General features: G+C 69.6%; 16 protein-coding genes and 1 tRNA gene. 11 read left to right on the top strand and 6 right to left on the bottom strand.

Annotated elements, in window-relative coordinates; all coding sequences use genetic code 11:
- Positions 1-11: 11 nt before the first annotated feature.
- Positions 12-746: a 5-formyltetrahydrofolate cyclo-ligase gene (locus BN4348_RS49720; protein WP_084454386.1), complete on the bottom strand. Its 735-nt coding sequence runs from the start codon at positions 744-746 to the stop codon at positions 12-14.
- 77 nt (positions 747-823) lie between these two features.
- Here BN4348_RS49720 and BN4348_RS49715 point away from each other — a divergent pair, with 77 nt between their 5' ends.
- The 5 genes from BN4348_RS49715 (at position 824) to BN4348_RS49695 (ending at position 5109) form a co-directional block, all read left to right on the top strand.
- On the top strand, positions 824-1735 hold the full coding sequence (locus tag BN4348_RS49715) for a UTP--glucose-1-phosphate uridylyltransferase (RefSeq protein ID WP_066915403.1): 912 nt from the start codon (positions 824-826) through the stop codon (positions 1733-1735).
- 66 nt (positions 1736-1801) lie between these two features.
- On the top strand, positions 1802-3094 hold the full coding sequence (glp, locus tag BN4348_RS49710) for a molybdotransferase-like divisome protein Glp (RefSeq protein ID WP_066915402.1): 1293 nt from the start codon (positions 1802-1804) through the stop codon (positions 3092-3094).
- A 23-nt stretch (positions 3095-3117) separates the two neighbouring features.
- Entirely contained in the window at positions 3118-3771 is a 654-nt protein-coding gene (locus BN4348_RS49705; protein ID WP_211145815.1) for a GNAT family N-acetyltransferase, read from the top strand.
- A gap of 177 nt (positions 3772-3948) precedes the next feature.
- On the top strand, positions 3949-4986 hold the full coding sequence (gene sepX, locus BN4348_RS49700) for a divisome protein SepX/GlpR (RefSeq protein WP_084454412.1): 1038 nt from the start codon (positions 3949-3951) through the stop codon (positions 4984-4986).
- Between the two features lie 50 nt (positions 4987-5036).
- Positions 5037-5109, top strand: a tRNA-Ala gene (locus BN4348_RS49695).
- Positions 5110-5412: 303 nt separating this feature from the next.
- Here the strand turns inward: BN4348_RS49695 and BN4348_RS49690 are convergent.
- Both BN4348_RS49690 and BN4348_RS49685 read right to left on the bottom strand, forming a co-directional pair.
- Entirely contained in the window at positions 5413-5787 is a 375-nt protein-coding gene (locus tag BN4348_RS49690) for a DUF732 domain-containing protein (protein ID WP_066915400.1), read from the bottom strand.
- Between the two features lie 46 nt (positions 5788-5833).
- Positions 5834-6136: a hypothetical protein gene (locus BN4348_RS49685; RefSeq protein WP_211145750.1), complete on the bottom strand. Its 303-nt coding sequence runs from the start codon at positions 6134-6136 to the stop codon at positions 5834-5836.
- A 264-nt stretch (positions 6137-6400) separates the two neighbouring features.
- Here BN4348_RS49685 and BN4348_RS49680 point away from each other — a divergent pair, with 264 nt between their 5' ends.
- On the top strand, positions 6401-7531 hold the full coding sequence (locus BN4348_RS49680) for a M42 family metallopeptidase (RefSeq protein WP_066915398.1): 1131 nt from the start codon (positions 6401-6403) through the stop codon (positions 7529-7531).
- Positions 7532-7537: 6 nt separating this feature from the next.
- Here the strand turns inward: BN4348_RS49680 and BN4348_RS49675 are convergent, their stop codons facing one another.
- A complete protein-coding gene (locus BN4348_RS49675) occupies positions 7538-8281 on the bottom strand; it encodes a class I SAM-dependent methyltransferase (RefSeq protein ID WP_066915396.1) in 744 nt (247 codons plus the stop codon).
- A 105-nt stretch (positions 8282-8386) separates the two neighbouring features.
- On the opposite strand from BN4348_RS49675, the gene BN4348_RS49670 reads away from it, so the two are divergent.
- Genes BN4348_RS49670 through BN4348_RS60500 form a run of 3 tightly spaced genes read left to right on the top strand, consistent with a single transcriptional unit; the run spans position 8387 to position 10756 of the window.
- Complete coding sequence (locus BN4348_RS49670; RefSeq protein WP_096866187.1) at positions 8387-9403, top strand: GNAT family N-acetyltransferase; 1017 nt, start codon at positions 8387-8389, stop codon at positions 9401-9403.
- Between the two features lie 6 nt (positions 9404-9409).
- Positions 9410-10078, top strand: a complete 669-nt coding sequence (locus tag BN4348_RS60505; RefSeq protein WP_066915394.1) for a DUF5642 family protein — start codon at positions 9410-9412, stop codon at positions 10076-10078.
- A 27-nt stretch (positions 10079-10105) separates the two neighbouring features.
- Positions 10106-10756, top strand: a complete 651-nt coding sequence (locus tag BN4348_RS60500; RefSeq protein ID WP_066915393.1) for a DUF5642 family protein — start codon at positions 10106-10108, stop codon at positions 10754-10756.
- Positions 10757-10917: 161 nt separating this feature from the next.
- Here the strand turns inward: BN4348_RS60500 and BN4348_RS49655 are convergent, their stop codons facing one another.
- Complete coding sequence (locus tag BN4348_RS49655; RefSeq protein ID WP_066915391.1) at positions 10918-11514, bottom strand: alpha-ketoglutarate-dependent dioxygenase AlkB; 597 nt, start codon at positions 11512-11514, stop codon at positions 10918-10920.
- 69 nt (positions 11515-11583) lie between these two features.
- Here BN4348_RS49655 and arcA point away from each other — a divergent pair, with 69 nt between their 5' ends.
- Positions 11584-12795, top strand: coding sequence for an arginine deiminase (gene arcA, locus BN4348_RS49650; RefSeq protein ID WP_066915389.1), 1212 nt, complete (start codon positions 11584-11586; stop codon positions 12793-12795).
- A gap of 78 nt (positions 12796-12873) precedes the next feature.
- Here the strand turns inward: arcA and BN4348_RS49645 are convergent, their stop codons facing one another.
- Complete coding sequence (locus BN4348_RS49645) at positions 12874-14439, bottom strand: dolichyl-phosphate-mannose--protein mannosyltransferase (protein WP_066915387.1); 1566 nt, start codon at positions 14437-14439, stop codon at positions 12874-12876.
- A gap of 25 nt (positions 14440-14464) precedes the next feature.
- On the opposite strand from BN4348_RS49645, the gene rsmI reads away from it, so the two are divergent.
- On the top strand, positions 14465-14858 hold a 394-nt coding region (gene rsmI, locus BN4348_RS49640), incomplete at its 3' end, for a 16S rRNA (cytidine(1402)-2'-O)-methyltransferase (protein WP_235852792.1).

Here is a 14858-nt window from a genome sequence, read left to right as displayed (position 1 = left end):
TGGCCAGGCACTCAGTGCAGGGTCAGGGTTACCGTCTGGCCCAACGCCGCGCCCGCCACCGTGTTCGCCACGCGAGCCGGCAGCGCAACCAACACTACGCGGTTGCTATCGGCAGCCTGGACCTTCTGTTTGGGCGAAACAAGCACGACGACGGCGTCGGTTGCTACCACTTTGGTCACGGCCGGGGTTCCCGCCGCCGGCGCGTCGGTAGCCGGGGCGGAAAGCACGTCCACGACATCCCCGACCCGAATCAGGTCGATCAGGGCGTCGTCGGCCAGGTGCAGCGGCACGATGCGGGCGCCGGGCCCGGCCGTCAACTCAGCCAACCGGCTCCCGAGCAGCCGGACGTCGGTGAGCACCTCCCCGCGCCTGGTGGGGCTGGCCAGCATCGACCCGACGACCGCGGCCGCGTNCGGCTCGGGCGGCTCGAGCAGCCCCCACGGCCCGGGGACGAGTGCGCCCTGCCGGTATTCACCCCAGCGCAGCGGCAGCGGCTTGTCCTCGGCGGTGGTGCGCGCGACCGGCAGCAGCACCCGCGCGGACCGGCGCAGCAACATGTCCAGCAGCTCGGGCGAACCCGGCTCGGTGCCGACCGGCGCGTAGGCGCAGACCGTGATCCCGCTGGTGATCAGCGGCTCCAGCTGGTCACTGAGCAGGCGCGCCTCGGTGCCGCGGACGTCGTCGGCAACGCAACGCCGCGCCGCCAGCAGCTGCCGGCGCAACGCGTCCTTGCTTGCGGCTTCCACGCCCTCAACGATGACAGGCCCGGATTTGGCGCCGCCAGACGGCGTCGGCGCACCTGACGAGGTTTATCGTTTGAACAATGTCACGCCCAGAAGTTCCGGTCCCCTTCACGGCGATCGTTCCCGCGGCCGGCCTGGGCACGCGTTTTCTGCCCGCGACCAAGAGGGTGCCGAAGGAGTTGCTGCCGGTCGTCGACACGCCGGGCATCGAGCTGGTCGCCGAGGAGGCCGCCGCCGCGGGCGCGGAACGTCTGGTGATCGTCACTTCCGAGGGCAAGGACGGGGTCGTCGCGCATTTCGTCGAGGACCTGGTGCTGGAGGGCACGCTCGAGGCGCGGGGCAAGAAGGCGATGCTGGACAAGGTGCGCCGCGCGCCGCAGCTGATCAAGGTCGAGTCCGTCGTGCAGGCCGAACCTCTCGGACTGGGCCACGCCATCGGCTGTGTCGAACCCACGCTGGCGGCCGACGAGGACGCCGTCATGGTGCTGCTGCCCGACGACCTGGTGTTGCCAACGGGCGTCTTGGAGACGATGGCCAAGGTGCGGGCCGCCCGCGGCGGCACGGTGTTGTGCGCGATCGAGGTGACTCCCGAAGAGATCAGCGCCTATGGCGTTTTCGACGTCGAGCCGGTCCCCGGCAGTGACAACCCCGACGTGCTGAAGGTCAAGGGCATGGTCGAAAAGCCCAAGGCCGACGACGCCCCGTCGATGTATGCCGCGGCCGGCCGCTACGTGCTCGACCGCGCCATCTTCGACGCGTTGCGCCGCATCGAGCGGGGGGCCGGCGGCGAAGTGCAGCTCACCGACGGCATCGCGCTGCTGATCGAAGAGGGCCACCCGGTCCACGTCGTCGTGCATCGGGGATCTCGACACGACTTGGGAAATCCCGGCGGCTACCTGAAGGCTGCGGTTGACTTTGCATTGGATCGTGACGACTATGGCCCGGATTTGCGGCGATGGTTGGTGGCGCGATTGGGCCTGACCGAGAACTAGCCGGGCGACAACGCCGGGCCGGCGGGACAAGGCGGGCGACAGGTCTCGACGTCAGAGAGGCGCGCTGTGCGTTCTGTGGAGGAGCAGCAGGCCCGGATAACGGCGGCCGCGGTGGCCCCGCGGCCGATACGGGTGGCGATCGCCGAGGCGCAGGGATTGATGTGCGCCGAGGAAGTGGTCACCGAGCGGCCCATGCCCGGCTTCGATCAGGCCGCGATCGACGGCTACGCGGTGCGCAGCGTCGACGTGCTGGGCGTCGGGGAGGTGGGCGCCGAGAGCCTCGGCGAGCCGCCCGACGAATCCGGAGGCGACGAGGACACGCGCGACGGCCTGGTCCTGCCGGTGATGGGGACCATCGAGGCCGGCTCGCGCACGCCGAGCCGGTTGCAGCCGCGGCAGGCCGTCCGGGTTCAGACCGGGGCCCCGCTGCCCACCCTGGCCGACGCCGTCCTGCCGGTGCGCTGGACGGACGGGGGGAGATCGCAGGTGCGGATCCTGCGTGGCGCACCCTCGGGCGCCTACGTGCGCCGCACCGGCGACGACGTCCAGCCAGGCGACGTCGCGGTGCGCGCCGGGACGATCATCGGCGCCGCGCAGGTTGGGTTGCTGGCCGCGGTCGGCCGGGAACGGGTGTTGGTGCACCCGCGCCCGCGGGTGTCGGTGATGGCCGTGGGCGGCGAGCTGGTCGACATCTCGCGCACCCCCGGAAACGGTCAGGTCTATGACGTCAACTCCTATGCGTTGGCGGCGGCGGCCCGGGACGCCGGCGCGGAGGTCAACCGCATCGGCATCGTGCCGAATAACCCAGACGAGCTGCGCGAGGTCGTCGAGGGCCAGATCAACCGCGCCGAGGTCGTGGTGATCGCCGGCGCCGTCGGCGGCGCGGCCGCCGAGGCGGTGCGGCTGGTGCTGTCCGAACTCGGCGAGATGGAGGTCGTCCGCGTCGGCATGCACCCGGGGTCCGTCCAGGGCTTCGGGCAGCTCGGGCGCGAGGGCGTTCCGACGTTTCTGCTGCCGGCCAATCCGGTCAGCGCGCTGGTGGTGTTCGAGGTGATGGTCCGGCCGCTGATCCGCCTGTCGCTGGGCAAGCGGCAGCCGATGCGCCGGATGGTGCAGGCCCGCGCCCTGTCGCCGATCACGTCGGTCGCCGGGCGCAAGGGCTACCTGCGCGGCCAGTTGATGCGCGATCAGGACACCGGTGAGTACCTGGTGCAGGCGCTGGGCGGGGCCCCGGGGGCGTCGTCGCACCTGCTGGCCACCCTCGCCGAGGCGAACTGCCTGGTGGTGGTGCCCAGCGGGGCCGAGCAGATTCGCACCGGTGAGATCGTCGACGTCGCCTTCCTGGCCCAGCGCGGCTAGGCGGGGACGACCGCACCATGCTCGTGAACCTGTTGCGCACCAATTCCCGTCATCCGGGTTGGCCGATGGACGTGGGGCCGCTGCGGGTGCCGGCCGGGGTCGTCCGGCTGCGGCCGGTGCGGATGCGCGACGGCGCGCAATGGAGCCGCATTCGGTTGGCCGATCGCGCGCATCTCGAGCCGTGGGAGCCCAGCACCGACGGGGATTGGACGATCCGGCACACGGTCACCGCGTGGCCGGCGTTATGTTCGGGCCTGCGCGCGGAGGCCCGCAAGGGGCGCATGCTTCCCTACGTCATCGAGCTCGACGGGCGGTTCTGCGGCCAGCTGACCATCGGCAACGTCACGCACGGGGCGCTGCGCTCGGCGTGGATCGGCTACTGGGTGCCCCGGTCGGCCACCGGCGGCGGGGTGGCGACGGCCGCGCTGGCGCTCGGTCTCGATCACTCGTTCGGTCCGGTCATGCTGCACCGCGTGGAGGCCACCGTGCGCCCGGAGAACGCCGCGAGCCGTGCGGTACTCGCCAAGGTCGGGTTCCGGGAGGAGGGCCTGCTGCGCCGGTACCTCGAGGTCGACCGGGCGTGGCGCGACCACCTGCTGATGGCCATCACGGTCGAAGAGGTGCAGGGATCGGTGGCCTCGACCCTGGTCCGCGCCGGCCACGCGAGCTGGGCCTGAGCTTCGGCGCCGTAGGGCGCCCGCCGGGCCGGTCGCTGTGGCTAGCGCGACACGAGTGACGTTTGGTGCTTGTGAGAGACAAATTACAGGTGTGTAATTGTGCTGGTCACCCTGCCCCGGCCGCGCCGGCCACCGATGAGCCTCGCGGGGGTCAGGGCCAGTGAGGAGCACGTCATCATGCCAAGCATCCCGCAGTCGCTGTTGTGGATCTCGCTCGTGGTGCTGTGGTTGTTTGTGCTGGTCCCGATGCTCATCAGCAAACGCGACGCGGTGCGGCGCACCAGCGACGTGGCGCTGGCGACCCGGGTGCTCAACGGCACCGGGTCCCGGCTGCTCAAGCGCGGCGGCCCCGCCGCCGGTCATCGCAGCGACCCGCACTGGAAGCCGGAGCAGGACGCGACCGAGGGTGACCAGGACGAATACGAAGAGCAGGAAGAGGAAGCCGACACCGACGTGCATCCGGCGCGCCCGGTCGTCGTGAAGGTCGCGACCGTCGAGCCGACCGAGCCCGACTACCTCGACGTCGACGTCGTCGAGGATTCCGGTGCGCTGCCGGCCGGCGCCGGCGCCGAGCTGGCCGAGCCCGGTGAGGCCGACGGGGATGAGGCCGCCGTCGAGACAGAGCCCCAGACGGTCGCCGAACACGACGACGACGAAGACGACGACGAAGACGACGACCGGTACGAATACGTCGACGACTCTTCGGGTTTGGAGCCCGAGGCGGACCGCGAGGAGGAGGACGAGGATCCGCGCGCGTTCGTCGCAGCGGGTTCCTCCCGGCGGCGCCGGTTCGACCCGAAGACCGCGGCCGCGGTCAGCGCCCGCAAGTACGCCTTCCGCAAGCGGGTGCTGATGGTGATGGCGGTCTTCCTGGTCGGCTCGGCCACGGCCGCCTTCGAGGTGTCGCCGACGGCCTGGTGGGCGTGCGGGAGCGCGACCGTGGTGACCCTGTTGTACCTGGCCTACCTGCGCAGGCAGACCCGCATCGAGGAGAGGGTGCGCCGCCGCCGGATGCAGCGGATGGCCCGCGCGCGCCTTGGCGTGGAGAACGCCTACGACCGCGATTACGACGTGGTGCCCTCGCGGCTGCGGCGCCCCGGCGCGGTGGTGCTGGAGATCGACGACGAGGACCCGATCTTCGAGCACCTGGACTACGCGATGCCGATGCGCAACTACGGTTGGCCCCGGGACGTGCCGCGCGCGGTCGGCGAGTAGCGCCGGCGGTTCGGCGGTTCGCTTGGGGGCTGGTAGCCTGCTAGCGGTCAGGGGCTATGGCGCAGTTGGTAGCGCGACTCGTTCGCATCGAGTAGGTCAGGGGTTCGAATCCCCTTAGCTCCACTCAGGGAACACGCAGCCGCACGGTTCGGGAGGCCTCGGCGCTCATCGCCACCTCCGTTGCTCGAGCCACACACCCAGCCACAAGAAGGCCGGTGGAGCCACAATGGCCCACGCCATCAACGCGATCATGATGATGTTGGCTGCGGTCACGGTTTCTCCAGTTGGCCGGCGTCCAACGCCGCGGACAGTACATCCGTCACCCTGCTCCCCAACACGCGGTCGCGGGGCGCCGGGCGACCGTCAGTCTTTGCCGGCACCGGCGGTTTGAATTGTGTTGCTTCCAGACGGTTCAAGGTTCACCGTTCACATCATCGGCGGAAACGGCAGCAGCCAGATCAGCGAAGGATCGACAGCGCCGCGGTATTGCGGGCAATACGATGCCACCGAATCACCGACGAAGAAGCCGGCTTGCCGCCTTGTCGAGAGGTTCAGCTTCGGATCTTTCATCAGCTTCAACGCGAGCAGGCTTGAGTCTTGGCCTGTATCAAGTGCGGCGCATACCGCGTGGCCATGCGCGATCTCGCTGTCGCGGTCATTGATAACGATCCCGTAATTCTCCAGCGCCGCGATGAAAGCGTCATCGGTCGGCTCTGCCGATGCTGACGCTGTGGGGAACAACGCGGCGGCGGCCAGCAGGAGAGCGCAGACTCTCGAGCAGCTCCCGGGACCGACGTTCATATGGTCGCGGCATCCTCTGTGTGGCGCGTACTAGTCGGTGACGCGATCAACTCGATGTTGATAGAGGTGCCCGCGCCGCAGTCACGCCTTCCTTGCTTTGCCCATTTGTTTCCGGGGCGCCCACCACTTGCAGCCTGAGGGGTTGCTTGCGCCAGCCGAGGTACCCGAGGGCCGCGCTGATCGCGGCATAGACAACGGCCTCGGTCCACATGAACCCGACGCCCCATTTCCTTCCGAGGAGGATCGGCTCGTCGATGATCCCGTTGGATGCCGCTATGGCGTAGCCGCCGTGCGCGTAGGCGATGCCGGCGAACGCTCCGCTGAAGAATTTGCTCGTTTCGCGATTCATTGCTTTCTCCCGTCCCGATTGCCACGAAGCCACGGCATCTCACTGTCGGCCCTGCGGTCCGCGGCAGGTAGGGGCCAAAGTCCTCACGCATCGCAGCCTTCGTTGCTTCCACGCCGATTGAGGACGTCAGGAGCGCCTCGCCTGGCCTCCGCGCTGGATCGCGGGGTTGCGGATCCCGGATGTGGGTACTGATCCAGTTGTCACCCAAACCCCTGAATCGCGACCGCGCGCGTCGCCCTGCGGGTGCGGGCGAGAAAGGACTCAATGGCGGATCCGGACGCGACCGACGCGCTGCTGAAAGAACTCCTGTCGACGTACGGGCCGTGCGGCCAGGAGGACGAGGTTCGCGCGGTGTGCGCGCGCGAGCTGCAACCCGTCGTCGACGACATGTGGACCGACGACGCCGGCAACCTCGTCGGCTACCTCGCAGCGGGCGGTCCGCCCGGCGACACCGCGCATCGGCACCGATCGACGGCCGGCCAGAGTGTCGCGACGCGGGTGATGGCGCACATGGACGAACTCTCCATGCTGGTCAAGCGGATCGAGCCGGACGGCACGCTGCACCTGACGCAGCTGGGCACGATGTACCCCGGGAATTTCGGGCTCGGTCCCGTCGCCGTGCTCGGCGAGCACGAGACGTTCACCGCGGTGCTCACGCTCGGCTCCGAGCACACCACCAAGGAGAGCCCGCGAATCTGGCAGACCAAACCGGACAAGGGCGACCGGTCGCTGGACTGGCACCACGTCTACGTGTTCACCGGCCGCACTACCGAGGAGCTCGCCGCGGCGGGCGTGCACCCCGGCACGCGGGTGTGCGTCGAGCGGAGCAAAAGGACGCCGGTCGAGGTCGGCGACTTCATCGGGTGTTACTTCCTCGACGACCGCGCCGCCGTGACCGCGCTCCTGAAGGCCGCCCGCCTGCTCCGCGAGGGCGGACAACGGCCCGCCCACGACGTCTACGTCGTCTTCACCACCAACGAGGAGATCGGCGGTGTGGGCGGCTCCTACGCCAGCGCCACTCTGCCCGGCACGCTCACCCTGGCCCTGGAGGTCGGGCCCACCGAGCGGGAGTATGGGACCACCGTCGGCGGTGGTCCCATCGTCGGCTACAGCGACGCCTTGTGCGTCTACGACAAGGACGTCGCCGACCGGCTGATGAGGATCGCGGCCGACCGCGGGTTGAAGCCCCAGGCGGCCGCCCTGGGCGCCTTCATGTCCGACGCCTCGCATTCCAAGGCCAACGGCCTGACGCCGCGGGCGGGCCTGCTGTGCCTGCCCACACTGAGCACCCACGGCTACGAGGTCATCCCCCGCAATGCCATCGACGCCGTGGCCGAGATCGTCGTCGACTTCGTGGTGCAGCCTGACGAGAGCCGCTCGGGCGCAACGCGTTAGCCGCGTCTATCGGCCGGGCTTGGTGGCGACGATGAACTGCAACACGCGCTGCGTCTGTTGCTCGACGTCCACCAGGCCGGCCGACGAGAACAGGTCCACGAAGGCGTGCCGGTCGAACATGGTGAGCCCGATCACCTGCGCCCCACCGGTCAGGACGTGGCGAAGCGGCGGCGGGCCGGCGGCGTAGCTGGTGAGGATGGCAATCCGGCCGCCCGGCGCGAGCACCCGCAGCATCTCGCGGGCCACCAGGAACGGCTCGGGCATCAGATACAGCGCGCCGAAACAGCAGACTGCGTCGAATGTTTCGTCGGCGAACGGCAACGTCCGGGCATCGCCGCGGACATAACAGGTGCGCGCGCCGCCGTTGTCCAGCACGGCGCGAGCCAGCATCGGCTCGGAAATGTCGAAACCGACCGCGAGGCCACCGTCCGGCAGTTCGGATGCCAGCGGCCCGGTGAAATTGCCTGGCCCGCAAGCCACGTCGAGCAATCGCGACGCGGTGGCCAGGCGCAGGGCCGACGCCGCGCGGCGCCGCTCGGCCCGGGCGCTGACGCCGCTGGCCACGTAGAAGGACGTGGGCCGCCACAGCCGCTCGTACACGGTCGCGACGAACGGGCTGTTCATCGCGCGCTGCGCAAACGTCGGGGCCGGAAAACTCGTCGATTCGCCCAAGACGTCCAGGAAACCGTTGCGCAGCACGGCGGTCGTCTCGAGGAGACCGCGGGTCAGCTCGATCGGATCCTGGGTCATGCGTGTGCTTTCGTGGAGGTTTTCGCCGGGACGGCCGCGACCCCAGGGTAGTGGCGGCCCCTTGCCGCGTCCCGAACACACCCATAACGTGGGCAAGGTCCGAAGATGGCGACACCGATCGGCGGGGACATCGCAGTGGCCGAATTGACCGGCGCGCGGGCAGAGGAGCTCGCGACGATGGATGTCTTCGCGGGCTGTCCTATCGGAGAGCTGGTGCCGCTGGCCGCCCGGCTGCAACCGCTGCGCGCCGCGGCCGGACAGGTGCTGATGCAGCAGGGTGAGCAGGCCGTTTCGTTCCTGCTCATCTCGTCGGGCACCGCCGAAATCCAGCGCGTCGACAGCGACGGCACGGTCATCGCCGGACAGGTATCGCCCGGCACGATCGTGGGGGAGATCGCCCTGCTGCGCGACATCCCGCGAATCGCGACCGTCACCACCACCGAACCGCTGACCGGATGGATCGGCGACAACGACGCCTTCACCCGGATGTTGCACCTCCCCGGGGTGATGCCGCGGCTGCTGCGCACGGTGCGCCAGCGCATGGCCGCGTTCATCTCGCCGATCCCGATACGGGTCCGCGACGGGACCCACCTGATGCTGCGCCCGGTGTTGCCGGGCGACGACGAGCGGACCGTTCGGGGCCACATCCAATTCTCCAGCGAGACGCTGTATCGGCGGTTCATGACGGCGCGGGTACCCACCCCGGCGCTGCTGCATTACCTTTCCGAGGTCGACTACGTCGACCACTTCGTCTGGGTCGTCACCGACGGGGACGACCCGGTGGCCGACGCCCGTTTCGTTCGTGACGAGCGCGATCCGACGGTCGCCGAGATCGCCTTCACCGTCGCCGACGCCTATCAGGGCCGGGGGATCGGCAGCTTTCTGATCGGCGCGCTGTCGATCGCGGCCAGGGTCGACGGCGTCGAAAGATTTTCCGCGCGAATGCTTTCCGATAACCTGCCGATGCGCACGATCATGGACCATTACGGCGCGATCTGGCAGCGCGAGGACGTCGGCGTCATCACCACCGTCATCGACGTGCCGCGCCGGCTGACCTTCGGGCGCCACCTGGCCGACCAGATCAAGCGCGTCGCCCGCCAGGTGATCGAAGCGGTCGGCTGAACGGGCATGCGGCCGTTCTGGATTGGTGTTCCCCTGGTCCTGCTGGCCGCGTGCGCGCAGTCACCCGCGCCCACGCCGTCGAAGACCACCACAACGACGGCCCACAGCGCCGCGGTCAACCCCGCCAACATCAAGCGGGTGGTGCGCGACCTACCGCCCAACTACGAGGTGACCACCGGCATCCCCAGCGGGGTCTCGCCCAGGGGGATCTGGAGCCTCGAGGCCGACGCGCGGGCCGATCCGCCGCAGTGCGCCGCGCTTGCCGACCCCGGCAACGGACGCGACCAAACCGCGCAGGGCTTTTCCGCCTCGGGCGCCGGCGGCATCGTCAACGCGGTGGTGGTGGCTTTACCCGGCCCGGTGGACCTCGACCGGGGCGTGGTGGGGGCGTGCGGCCGGTGGACCATGGGCGCCGGGCATACGACGGCCACCGTCAGCCTGGTAGACGCCCCGCACATCGAGGGCGTCGACACCCTCGGCATGGTGGCCGACACCAAATCATCGGTCGAGTCGGGCACCGAAATCGATTCGCGCGCATACACCTTCACCGCATACCTGGGCGACTACTACGCCTTCACGACGCTGACCACGGACCCGGGTTCGGCCCTGCCGGCGCTGCCGCCCCAATTCGTCGCCGATCTGCTCGTCAAAACGGTGTCCACGTTGCGCAGCTGAGCGTCCGCTTTGGGTAGATTGGCCACGGTGTTCAAGCTGTTGCTCGCGACCGCATCCGTGTGCGTGCTCGCCGGCTGCTCATCGGGCGATCCCGCTGTCAAGGCCGACATCGGCAAGGTCGCCGACGTGAAGTCGAGCTTCGGGCCCGAGTACAAGGTCACCGACATCTCCGAACGGGCGATCGACCCCAAGCTGCTCTCGGCCCGCAAGCTGCCTGATGGCCTGACGTTCGACCCCGCGAACTGCGCGAAAGTGGCGGTGGGACCGGACATGCCGCCCGACCTGCAGGGCAACATGGCCGCCGTCTCCGCCGAGGGCAATGGGAACCGGTTCGTCGTCATCGCCATCGAGACCTCAAAAGCCCTGCCGTTCAACGACCCCGGAAAGGACTGCGCCAAGGTCGCATTCGTCGGGGCCGGCGTGCGGGGCGGCATCGAAGTGATCGACGCGCCGCACATCGACGGGGCCCGCACGACGGGGGTGCACCGTGTGCTGCAGGCCGTGGTGGCCGGGGGCGCGCGCACCGGCGAGCTGTACGACTATTCGGCTCAATTCGGCGACTACCAGGTGATCGTCATCGCCAACCCGCTGGTCATTCCCGACCAGCCCGTCGCCAAGATCGACACCCAGCGGGCCCGTGACCTGCTGGTCAAGGCCGTTGTCGCGGTCCGTAGCTAGGTCGATGGTGGCGACCCACTGCGCCCGGCTATGCCGCGCTTGTGATCGCCGCTGGGTCGATGGTGGCGACCCACTGCGCCCGGCTATGCCGCGCTTGTGATCGCCACTGGGTCGATGGTGGCGGCCCACTGCGCCCGGCTATGCCGCGCTTGTGATCGCCACTAACGCACGTCGCGCGGGCGGAACTGGATGCTGACCCGCGGGCCGGTCGGCGCCGACGTCTTGGGTACCGCGTGCTCCCAGGTGCGCTGGCACGATCCGCCCATCACCAGCAGATCGCCATGCGCCTGGGGCAGCCGCAGCGACGGGCCCCCGCCGCGGCGCCGCATCGCGAAGGTGCGCGTGGCACCGAGGCTGACGATCGCCACCATGGTGTCCTGCGAGCTGCTGCGGCCAATGGTGTCGCCGTGCCAGGCGACGCTGTCGCAGCCGTCGCGGTAGCAACACAATCCGACGGTGGTGAACGGCTCACCGAGCTCGCCGGCGTAGATGTCGTTGAGACGCCGGCGCAGCCGCCCCAGCAGCGGGTGCGGGGGCTCCTCGACCGTCAGGTCGTGAAAGCTGACCAGCCGCGGCACGTCGACCACGCGGTCGTACATGTGGCGGCGCTCGGCCCGCCACGGCACCGTCGACAGCAGCTCGACGAGCAGGCCATCGGCATCGGTCAGCCAGCCGGCGCGGATCTCGATGAACGCGCCTTCGCCGAGCTCCCTGCGCTCGGTGTGCTCGAACAGCGAGCCCTGTACCGCGATGCCCACGGCCTCAGTTTATCGCACACCCGTTCGATCGGAAGTTGACCGGGCGGCCGACCCGCTACCGTTTCCACCGTGGGTGTTGTTGAGCTGGGCACCAATTCCGAGGTGGGCACGCTGCGGGTCGTCATCCTGCACCGCCCCGGCGGCGAGCTGCTGCGACTCAACCCCCGCAACAACGACCAGCTGCTGTTCGACGGGCTGCCCTGGGTGGCGCGGGCACAGGAGGAGCATGACCAGTTCGCGGAACTGCTGCGTTCCCGCGGCGTCGAGGTGCTGCTGCTGTCCGACCTGCTGACCGAGGCCCTGAACCACAGCGGGGCCGCCCGGATGCAGGGCGTCGCGGCCGCGGTGGACGCGCGCCGGCTCGGAGTTCCCTTGGCTCAAGGGCTTTCGGCCTACCTGCGGGGCCTGGAACCGGTCCGGCTGGCCAACGTCTTGACGGCCGGCATGACGTTCAACGAGCTGCCGCCGGACATCCGCTCCGACGTCTCGTTGGTCCTTCGGATGCACCACGGGGCGGATTTCGTCATCGAGCCGCTGCCCAACCTGGTGTTCACCCGCGACTCGGCGATCTGGATCGGGCCGCGCGTGGTGATCCCCACCCTGGCGTTGCCGGCCCGCGTTCGCGAGGCCTCGTTCAGCGACCTGATCTATGCGCATCACCCGCGGTTCACCGGGGTGCGGCGCGCCTACGAGTCGCGTACTGCGCCTGTCGAGGGCGGCGACGTACTGCTGCTTGCCCCCGGTGTGGTCGCGGTCGGGGTCGGTGAGCGGACCACCCCGGCTGGCGCGGAAGCGTTGGCGCGCAGCCTGTTTGACGACGACCTCGCGCACACCGTGCTGGCGGTGCCGGTCGCGCAACGGCGCGCGCAGATGCACCTGGACACGGTGTGCACGATGGTCGACACCGACACCGTGCTGATGTACGCCAACATCGTCGACACGCTGTCGGCGTTCACGATCCAGCCGGCGCCCGGCGGCATCACGATCAGCGACGAGACGCCGTTTTTGGAGGCCGCCGCCAAGGCGATGGGGATCGACAAGCTGCGGGTGATCGACACCGGGCTGGACCCCCTGGTGGCCGAACGCGAGCAGTGGGACGACGGCAACAACACGCTGGCGCTGGCGCCCGGTGTGGTGGTCGCCTACGAGCGCAACGCGCAGACCAACGCCCGCCTGCAGGACGCGGGCATCGAGGTACTGACGATCGCGGGCTCCGAACTGGGCACCGGCCGCGGCGGCCCCCGCTGCATGTCCTGCCCCGTCGCGCGCGACCCCGTCTGAAGACTCCGCGAAAGTGCAACTACCGACGCGTTTCCCGAGTGGTGCTGTCGCCAGTTGCACTTTCGCGGTGCCTTAACGCTAACGCCAGCTGGGCAGCCAGATCTCCATGTTCCAGGTCTGCTGGGAGATGGGCAGGCCGGTGAGCACCGGGAACAGCCAGGCGAAGTTGGTGACGACCAAGGCCACGTAGCACGACACCGCGATCAGCCCCAACGTCCGCCGCTCCGAGGTTTGGCGGCGCGCGTAAAGGATGTCGCCGCAGATCAGCGCGATGCCCATGACCAGAAACGGCGCCATCGTCGAGGCGTAGAAGAAGTACATCTGCCGGTCGATGTCGGCGAACCAGGGCAGCCACCCCGCGCAATACCCCGTCAACACGGCCGCGTAGCGCCAGTCGCGGCGAATCAGCATGCGCCACAGCGCGTACAGCAGCACCGGCACGGCCAGCCACCACATGGCGGGGGTGCCGACGAGCATCTCCGCCTTGACGCACGACTGCGGGCCGCAGCCGGGCACGTTCTGCTGGTCGATGGCATACAGCACCGGCCGCAACGACATCGGCCAGCTCCACGGTTTGGATTCCCACGGGTGGTAGTTGCCGGCGGCGTTCGTCAGGCCCGCGTGAAACTGGAAGGCCTTGGCGGTGTAGTGCCACAGCGAGCGGATGGCGTCGGGCATCGGGACCACGGAGTGCGGGCCGATCGACAGGCCCACCTCGTGGCGGTCGATCGCGGTCTCGGAGGCGAACCACGGCGCGTAGCTGGCCAGGTAGACCCCAAACGGGATGAGCGCCAAGGCGTATGCCGTGGGGATCAGGTCGCGTCGCAGCGTGCCCAGCCACGGCCGGGTCACCTGGTACTGGCGGCGCGCCGCCACGTCGAACGCCAGCGACATCGCGCCGAAGAACACCACGAAGTACAGGCCGGACCACTTTGTCCCGCAAGCCAATCCGAGCAGGATGCCCGCCGAGAACCGCCACCAGCGTACGCCCAGCCGGGGTCCCCACAAGGTCTCGGCGCTGCGGCCCTGGATGAGCGCGACGTGCAGGCGTTCGCGCACCTGGTCTCGGTCGACGATGAGCGCGCCGAACGCCGCGACCACGAAGAAGGTGAGGATGCCGTCGAGCAACGCCGTGCGCGCGGTGACGAAGCTGACGCCGTCGCAGATGACCAGCACGCCGGCGATCGCGCCGACCAGCGTCGAGCGGCTGATCCGCCGGACGATCCGCATGACCAGCACCACCATCACGACGCCGAGCAGGGCACCGCTGAACCGCCAGCCCACCCCGTTGTAACCGAAGAACGCCTCGCCGATGGCGATGAGTTGCTTGCCGACGGGCGGGTGCACCACCAGCCCGAACCCGGGGTTGTCCTCCACCCCGTGGTTGTGCAGCACCTGCCAGGCCTGGGGCGCGTAGTGCTTCTCGTCGAAGACGGGCGTGCCGGCGTCGGTCGGGGAGCCCAGGTTGAGGAACCTGGTCACCGCTGCCAGCAGCGTGATCACGCCGGTCGCGACCCAGCCGCGGATGTGGTCGGTGGGCCCGAAGTCCGCGACGGGAGCCAGCGGCCCCGGGCTGACGACGGGCACGACGCGCTCGTCGCGGTCTTCCAAGACGACGGGGCTTTCGCGGGGCGGGGCGGACATCGGTGTCGATCGTAGGCTGTCCGTCATGACCTCCGGCCGCCTATTGCTGGGCGCGACCCCCCTGGGCCAGCCGTCGGATGCCTCGCCACGCCTGATCGACGCGCTGGCCCGCGCCGATGTGGTGGCCGCCGAGGACACCCGGCGGCTGCGCGTGTTGGCCAAGGCGCTCGGCGTCGGGATCACCGGCCGCCTGGTCAGCCTGTACGACCGGGTCGAGGCCGCCCGGGTGCCCGGCCTCGTCGACGCGATGAACGCCGGCGCGACCGTGTTGGTGATCAGCGACGCCGGAATGCCGCTGATCAGCGACCCCGGCTACCGGCTGGTCGCGGCGTGCGTGGCGGCCGGCGTTCCGGTGACGTGCCTGCCGGGGCCGTCGGCGGTGACGACCGCACTCGCCGTGTCGGGCCTGCCATCGGAAC

It is taken from the genome of Mycobacterium interjectum (assembly GCF_900078675.2).
Lineage (GTDB): Bacteria > Actinomycetota > Actinomycetes > Mycobacteriales > Mycobacteriaceae > Mycobacterium > Mycobacterium interjectum.
Note: the sequence above shows the minus strand (reverse complement) of the source record. Positions and strands in the feature narration are given on the sequence as shown.

Bases quoted from the DNA above. Each gene is read 5' to 3' on its own strand.
- BN4348_RS49670 (WP_096866187.1), top strand. From the start codon at position 8,387: ATGGCGACACCGATCGGCGGGGACATCGCAGTGGCCGAATTGACCGGC.
- BN4348_RS49690 (WP_066915400.1), bottom strand. From the start codon at position 5,787: ATGAACGTCGGTCCCGGGAGCTGCTCGAGAGTCTGCGCTCTCCTGCTG.
- BN4348_RS49680 (WP_066915398.1), top strand. From the start codon at position 6,401: ATGGCGGATCCGGACGCGACCGACGCGCTGCTGAAAGAACTCCTGTCG.
- BN4348_RS49685 (WP_211145750.1), bottom strand. From the start codon at position 6,136: ATGAATCGCGAAACGAGCAAATTCTTCAGCGGAGCGTTCGCCGGCATC.
- BN4348_RS49715 (WP_066915403.1), top strand. From the start codon at position 824: ATGTCACGCCCAGAAGTTCCGGTCCCCTTCACGGCGATCGTTCCCGCG.
- BN4348_RS49645 (WP_066915387.1), bottom strand. From the start codon at position 14,439: ATGTCCGCCCCGCCCCGCGAAAGCCCCGTCGTCTTGGAAGACCGCGAC.
- BN4348_RS60505 (WP_066915394.1), top strand. From the start codon at position 9,410: ATGCGGCCGTTCTGGATTGGTGTTCCCCTGGTCCTGCTGGCCGCGTGC.
- BN4348_RS49675 (WP_066915396.1), bottom strand. From the start codon at position 8,281: ATGACCCAGGATCCGATCGAGCTGACCCGCGGTCTCCTCGAGACGACC.
- sepX (WP_084454412.1), top strand. From the start codon at position 3,949: ATGCCAAGCATCCCGCAGTCGCTGTTGTGGATCTCGCTCGTGGTGCTG.